Here is a 7,031-nt window from a genome sequence, read left to right on the forward strand (position 1 = left end):
GGATATTTATTGGTCCGACCAATGGAGTCAAGCACCGACCGCAGGCTGCCGGCAGGCCATGCCGGCGACCGTTAGGCGCTTTGGCGTGGTGTTTGTGCGCGTCGGCTGGTGAGCAGATCCCAGACGCCGACCAGGCCCTTCGGCCAAAGCAGCAGGATCGCGGCGAGCACGGCGCCCAGTACGATCTTGTCGCCGTCGCCGCCGATGGAAAAGAAGTTCTGCTGCACGATGATCAGCGCCGTGCCGACCAGGGGGCCAAGGATCATGCGACGACCGACGATGACGATCGCCGTGAGCATCAGCACCAGGAAATAGCTCTCGAACATGTCGGTGCCGACATAGGCGCGCTGGTAGGCGTAGAGCCAGCCGGCCAGCGCCGAGATGGGCGCCGAGGTCACGAACACCGCCAGTCGTACGCGACGTGCGTCGACGCCGAGGGCGGTGGCGAGATCGGGGTTCATGTGCACCATCAACGCGCTGATGCCGAGTCGCGAGCGGCGGAAGCGGTGGATGAAGAGCAGGGTGATCATCAACAGCAGCCAGGCGATCAGCCACAGCTCGTCGTTGGTTCCGCCGCCCAGGTTCCAGCCGAAGAACGGCAAGTCGAGCGGTGGCACGCCCACGATGCCGTCGGATCCACCGAGGTAGGACCAGTTGAAGGCGATCTCCATGGCGACCACGGCGGCGGCGTAGGTCACCAGCGAGAAGACGAATTCGCGTGTGCGCAACGTTGCCAACCCCAGCAGGCAGGCAAAGACGATTGCCACCACAATGGCGCCGCCGGCAGTCGCCCAGCCATTCCAACCGTAGTTGACCGACAGCAGAGCTGCCGCATAGCCGCCGGCTGCCCAGAAGACCGTATGGCCGAGGCTCACCTCGCCGAGATAGGAGAGGATCAGGTCGGCGCCATAGGACATGACGGCGAGAATCGCGATCGTCGTGCAGGCCGTGTAGGCGGCAGGTGCGCCACCGGCCACGGTGGGCACGAAGTAAGCGAGCCCTGCCAGGACCAGCGCAAAGGACGTGGAGTGACGCTTGATCATTTCGCCGCCAATCCGCCGGGGCGCAGCACCAGCACCGCCAGCAGCACGAAGAAGGCGGCGGCTGTCGTGTGGGCCGGCGATACAAGCGCGCCGAACAAGGCGGTGAACATGCCGAGTCCGAAACCGGCGAGCAGGCTGCCGCCGACGCTGCCGATGCCGCCCAGCACGACAATGACGAAGGTCAGGATCACCTCGTCGAAGCCCATGCTGGTCAGGATCGGGCTGCGCGGCGCCACCAGACCGGCGCCGAGCGCCACCGCGGCGCACTCGAAGACGAAGACGCCGATATAGACCAAGGCGGCATTGATGCCGAAAAGCTGTGCGAGCTTCGGATCCTCTGCGACCGAACGCACGATCGCTCCTGTACGCGTGCGGTTCAGCACCAGCCACAACACGGCAAACAGGATCAGCGTACCAACGAGGGTGACGACGTCGGCCCAGGTGAACCAGACATCGCCGAAACGGATGCTGGCTGCCGTCAGCGGGCTGACGAAGGCTTGCGGATCGCCGCCGAAAATCTTCGAGGCACCACCGGTGAACACATAGCCGAAGCCGAGCGTGACGATCATCAGGCTGGTGAGGTTCTGCTGCATGACCAGCGGCAGCATCATCACCTGCAACAGGACACCGAGCAGGCCTAGCATCAGCACCGCGAGCGGCACGGCGAGATAGTAGCTGAGCCCGAGCTTCTGCATGATGGCCCAGGCAACGAAGGCACCGAGCATGTAGAGCTGGCCGTGTGCGAAGTTGACGAGCCGGGCCGCACCCAGCAGCACCGTCCAGCCGATGGCGATCAGCGCGTAGCCTGATCCCAGGACCAGGCCGTTGATGAGCTGTTGCGCGAGGTTCATGGGCGCCTGGTCATGATGCGGTGAGGCTTCCGAGATAGGCTTCGAGGATGCGCGGGTCGTTCTTCATGCTGGCGGCGGCGCCCTTGGCGACCACCTTGCCGCGCTCCAGCAGATAGAGCTCATCGACCAGCTCCAGGGTGGCGCGCACGTTCTGCTCGACCAGCAGCAACGATAGGCCGCGATTGACCAGGGCGCGCATGGTTGTCAGCAGCTCCAGCACCAGGCGCGGGGCGAGGCCAGCCGATGGCTCGTCGAGCAGCAGGACCTTTGGTGCTGCCCGGAGCGCGCGGCTCACCGCCACCATCTGCCGCTCGCCGCCTGACAGCATGCGGCCTTTGTGGCCGCGGCGTTCGGCGAGGCGCGGGAAGAGGTCGAAGATATCGTCCATCGTAAATACGTGACGACCCGTCGTGTCGACCGGCGGCCGCACCAGCGCGAGATTCTCCATTACGGTGAGCTCGGCGAAGATGCCTTTGCCTTCGGGCACGAGCACCAACCCGTGATGTGCGCGGCGATGCGGCGGCAGGCCGTCCATTGATTCTTCGCCCAGCCGCACGGTGCCGCGCACCGTCGGCGTGCCGCGCGACCAGCCGGCCAGGGCATTGATCAAGGTGCTCTTGCCTGCACCGTTGGCGCCTACCATGCCGACCATCCGGCCCGCGCCTACCGTGACGTCGATGCCGTCGACGGCGAGATTGCCGCCGTACCGGACGGTGAGGCCCTTGGCGTCGAGAGCGGCGGTCATGCGGCGCGTCCCAGATAGGCTTCGAGCACGGCCTCGTTGCGCTGGATCTCCGCGGGTGTTCCTTCGGCCAGCTTGCGGCCCTGGTCGATCACCACGATGCGGTCGGCAATCGCCATGATGAGATCCATGTGATGCTCGATCACGACCACGGCGACACCGCGGCGGCGCAGGTCCACCAGCAGGTCGGCCAGGCGTTGCATGTCCGTGCCGCCGGTGCCAGCCGCGGGCTCGTCGATCAACAGCGCTCGCGCGCCGGCGCCATAGGCCAGCACGATGGAAAGCAGGCGTTGCGTGCCGTAGGCGATGTCGCCCGGATGCTTGCCGTGCTCGGAAGAGGGGATGCCGAACGACGAAAGCAACTCGGCTGCCGCCGCTTCCGCGCGCCGCCGGGTTGCCGCCTCGCGCCAGGGCAGGGCAATCGATTGGCCCAGCGACGTCGAGTGCTCGCGCAGCATGGAAGCGGCCGCATTCTCGAGCAATGACAGCTCGCCGAAGAAAGCATTGTGCTGGAACGTGCGCCGCAAGCCGAGACGGGCAAGTTCATGGGTTGGCAAGTCGCCAACATCGCGACCGTCGAGTTGCACCTTGCCCTGCCGGCGGACGGCATTCGTCACGGCGGCAAAGCACGAACTCTTGCCGGCGCCGTTCGGTCCGATGATGCCCAGCACCTCGCCGCCGGACACCTGCCAGCTCATGTCCGACAGGGCCGTCAGCGCGCCATAGCGCACGGTCAGGCCTTCAACGGCGAGGTGAGGACGCTCGCCGCCGATCGTCTCCGTGGCGGCCAACTACTTCAGGACCTCGATCTTCGCCGTCTTGCCGTCGACGACCTTGATGACAGTGTCCTTGTGCTGCGCTTGGCCGTTTGCTGCGAACGTGAGGTTACCCAGGATGGTGCCGGGCACCGTCTTGCCGCGGATGGCCTCGGCCACGGCCTTGCGGTCAAGGCTCTTGGCGGCGTTGGCGGCACTCGCCCAGACTTCGAGGGCGGCTGCGCCCAGAGCGGCGCCTTTGTCGGGCATTTCGTTGTGTGCCTTCTTGTAAGCCGCGACGAATTCGATGTTCTCCTTGATGCCGTCGAACGGCGGCAGATCAGGGAAGTAGATGTCGGCGGAAATCACGCCCGTCATTGCTTCGCCCGCGATCCTGAACACGGTCGGCAGGATGGTGCCGACGGCGCCAACCAGCGTGCCCTCGATGCCGGCCTGCCGATATTGCTGGATCAACGCCGGCATGCCCGAGGATTCGGCGGCGTTGATCGCCACGACCGCATCCGGCTTGGCCTGCTTCACGTTGGCGAGGCTGACACGGAAGTCCGTTTGCTTGAACGGGAACTGTTCGGTGACGACCTTCTCCCACGGCTTGCCGAGCTTGGTCATCTCGGCCTCGATGACGGCCTGCGCGCCGTTGCCGTAGGCGTCGTTCTGCGTCAGGAAGCCGATCCGCTTGGCCTTGAGCTTGTTCACCAGGATGTCGGCGATCACCGCACCATCCTGGCCGTTCGAGCTGTTGATACGTACGGCGTAGGGGTTGGCCTGGCCGGCGAGGATCGGGTCGGCCTTGGAAACGGCGGTGATGTCGAGGACGTTGGCGCGCGCCAGCACAGGCTGCATGGCGAGCGTGACGGGGCTGTTCCAGCCTTCGATGACGACAGCGACCTTCTCGGCGACCATCTCGTTGGCGCGGGTGACGCCGACAGCTGGTGTGCTCTCATCGTCCTTGCTGACGATGACCAGCTTGCGGCCCAGCACACCGCCCTTGGCATTGATCATATCGGCCGCGATCTTCACCGCGTGCGTGCAGGCCTGGCCGTTAGGGCCGGCGGGACCCGACAACGGGAAGATCGTACCGACCTTGATCGACTGGTCCTGCGCGCGCAGCAGCGACGGCATGGCGAGCGTTGCTACGCCCGCCGTCGCGCTCATCGTGATTTGACGTCGCCCGAGCAGCTTCGAAGACATGGCGTTTCCCTTCATCAATGAGCGTTTATTTAGAAAACTTCTTCATCGATGAAGGTTTGCGAGTCAACGCGGCCCGGCCGCTCTGCAAGTTCTGAAACGTTGCTGCTTCAGCGACCCTTCCAGTTGGGCTTGCGCTTCTCGGCAAAGGCCTTCGGTCCTTCGACCGTGTCTTCGCTGTGTGCCATGGCGACGAAGGCCGGGTAATGCTGGTTGTGCATCGCCACCTCGAGCGCCGACGTATCGAGCGAGCGCATCACGACCTGCTTGGTCGCGCGCACCGACATCGGCGAGCAGGCGAGGATGTCGTTGGCCCACCGCTTGGCTGACGCCATCAGTTCGGCGTGCGGCACGACTTCGGTGACGAAGCCTAGCTCGTAGCCTTCCTTGGCCGAGACGTGGCGTCCGGTCAGCATCATGCCCATGGCCTTCTTGAGCGGGATCATGCGCGACAGGCGCTGCATGCCGCCGGCGCCAGCGGCCAGGCCGACCTTGGGCTCGGGCAGGGCGAAGGTCGCCTTGTCGGAGGCAATGATGATGTCGCAGGCCAGTGCGATCTCGAAGCCGCCACCCATGGCGACGCCGTTCACCGCAGCGATCACCGGCTTGTCCATGTCGAAACGGTTGGCGAGGCCGCCGAAGCCCTTCGCCGGATGGACCGGACGCTTGCCGGTCTTGGCCTGTATCTCGGCGTGATACTTGAGGTCGTTGCCGGCCGAGAAAGCCTTGTCGCCAGCGCCCGTGATGATGGCGACCCACAGGTCGGGGTTGGTCTGGAATTCGTCGAACGCCTCGACCAGTTCCTGGTTCGCCATGGGATGGCAGGCGTTATAGACCTCCGGGCGGTTGATCGTGACGATCATCAAGCGGCCGTCGGTCTCGACCTTGCTGAATTGGCCCATGCAATTTCCTCCTCAAAAATGGTGAATGGCGATTTACCTCATAATTGGTTGCAGGGGCATCCAAAATGCCGCGGTGAAAAGTCAGGCGAAATGGACCATCTGCAAGGTGAAATGAAAACTTCACTCTTCAGGCACGCCGCCGCGATCACGGCAGGGGCGCTGGCCACGCTTTTGGCCGGCGCGGCCTCGGCGGCTGAGCCGTCACTACCGGTTGTGTCGGCCCCCACAGCGACGATCGCCCCACCCGTTGTCCGCCCTCGGCCCGCCACTGTTCCGGCGGCGAAGGCGCCCCAGCGCTCGTCCCTGGCTCCGGCCGAGACGCAGCCGACTGGCGCCGAGATTGTGGGTAAGTTGTTGTCGCCCGGGGCATCCGACCCCGATGTGCCGCTGCCACACCCCGATCTGGCCGAACGGTCCGACCCGGCGCCCGAATCACTCAGCGGTCCCAAATTGTACGGGCGCGGCGAGTCGGGCGGGGGCGTCATCGGGCTCAGAATGCCTATTCCCGTTGATCGCAGCGGGTCGGCAACAACTGGTAGATAGCTACTAGATCTAGTGGTAGCTCTCGGCAGAGGCAGCACCTTCACAAGGTCTGCTAGAGGCCCGATAACACGGGACTGTTGCCCTGCCGCCACAGGACTCTCATGACCGAATGGCGGCCACTTTGCCTTGGTTGCGCCTCACCAGAGCTGGTGTGTATATAGACGTGTGAGGTTGGACCCAACCCAGCCCGCCTGAACACTCGATATGAAGTTTCGGTTTCGACCAGTTTTTGAATACGAGGGGAAGTACTCATGAAGAAGGCACTTCTGGCCGCCGCGGCGGTTGTTGCGCTGCCGGTTATGGCGCAGGCGCAGTCGCCGCAGCCCGGTATCTATATCGGTGCTGAAGGTGGTTTGAACTGGCTGCTGAACACCACGATCGCTGGCGTGAACGTTTCGCCGCAGACGGGTTGGGCAGTCGGTGGCGTGATCGGCTACGATTTCGTTGGCCCGCGCGTCGAGATTGAGGGTGTGTACCGCCAGAACAACACGAACCTCTGGATCCCGGGCGCTGCCATCAACGGCCAGAACGGTCAGCTCGGCATCCTCGCCAACCTGCTGTACGACTTCATGCCGGGTTCGGTGATCACGCCGTACATCGGCGCCGGCGCCGGTATCGGCTTCGTCGACAGCAACGCCTCGCTGAGCAGCACGGTGTTTGCCTATCAGGGCATCGTCGGTGTGAGCTGGAACGTCGACACCAACTTCCGCGTCAACCTGGACGGCCGCTACTACGGCACGTCGAACCCGACCGTGAACACGGCTTGGGGCAGCCAGAGCTGGAGCAACAACAACTTCAGCCTGATGCTGGGCCTGCAGTTCAAGTTTGGCTCGGCTCCCGCCGCCCCGCCGCCGCCGGCTCCGGCCGTGGCGCCGCCGTCGTACATGGTGTTCTTCGATTGGGACCGCTCGAACCTGTCGGCCCAGGCTCTGAACACGATCAAGCAGGCTGCCCAGGCGTTCAAGACCAAGGGCAACGCGCGCATCACG

The 7,031-nt window shown here is 64.6% G+C and carries 7 protein-coding genes; 1 reads left to right on the forward strand and 6 read right to left on the reverse strand.

The genetic code is table 11. From position 1 onward, the window contains the following. Positions 1–71 precede the first annotated feature (71 nt). The 6 genes from EPO50_RS26145 to EPO50_RS26170 all read right to left on the reverse strand — a co-directional run bounded on the left by EPO50_RS26145 (position 72) and on the right by EPO50_RS26170 (position 5,499). Entirely contained in the window at positions 72–1,043 is a 972-nt protein-coding gene (locus tag EPO50_RS26145; RefSeq protein WP_296349073.1) for a branched-chain amino acid ABC transporter permease, read from the reverse strand. Continuing rightward, positions 1,040–1,894 (reverse strand): branched-chain amino acid ABC transporter permease, encoded by an 855-nt coding sequence (locus tag EPO50_RS26150; protein ID WP_296349074.1) that lies wholly within the window; start codon positions 1,892–1,894, stop codon positions 1,040–1,042. The genes EPO50_RS26145 and EPO50_RS26150 overlap by 4 nt, the downstream gene beginning before the upstream one ends. Positions 1,895–1,904: 10 nt before the next feature. Continuing rightward, positions 1,905–2,639 carry an ABC transporter ATP-binding protein gene (locus tag EPO50_RS26155; RefSeq protein WP_296349076.1) on the reverse strand — a complete coding sequence of 245 codons (735 nt, stop codon included), beginning with the start codon at positions 2,637–2,639 and terminating at the stop codon, positions 1,905–1,907. Continuing rightward, the gene (locus tag EPO50_RS26160) at positions 2,636–3,427 is read right to left on the reverse strand and encodes an ABC transporter ATP-binding protein (RefSeq protein ID WP_296349078.1); all 792 of its coding nucleotides are present in this window, start codon (positions 3,425–3,427) and stop codon (positions 2,636–2,638) included. Before EPO50_RS26160 ends, EPO50_RS26155 begins: the two co-directional genes overlap by 4 nt. Continuing rightward, on the reverse strand, positions 3,428–4,600 hold the full coding sequence (locus EPO50_RS26165; RefSeq protein WP_296349079.1) for an ABC transporter substrate-binding protein: 1,173 nt from the start codon (positions 4,598–4,600) through the stop codon (positions 3,428–3,430). A gap of 107 nt (positions 4,601–4,707) precedes the next feature. Beyond that, positions 4,708–5,499, reverse strand: coding sequence for an enoyl-CoA hydratase-related protein (locus tag EPO50_RS26170; RefSeq protein ID WP_296349082.1), 792 nt, complete (start codon positions 5,497–5,499; stop codon positions 4,708–4,710). A 794-nt stretch (positions 5,500–6,293) separates the two neighbouring features. Between EPO50_RS26170 and EPO50_RS26175 the strand changes: the two genes are divergently transcribed. Continuing rightward, positions 6,294–7,031: outer membrane beta-barrel protein (locus tag EPO50_RS26175; RefSeq protein ID WP_296349084.1), on the forward strand; the 738-nt coding region annotated here is incomplete at its 3' end.

It is taken from the genome of Reyranella sp., from assembly GCF_004297405.1.
GTDB lineage: Bacteria > Pseudomonadota > Alphaproteobacteria > Reyranellales > Reyranellaceae > Reyranella.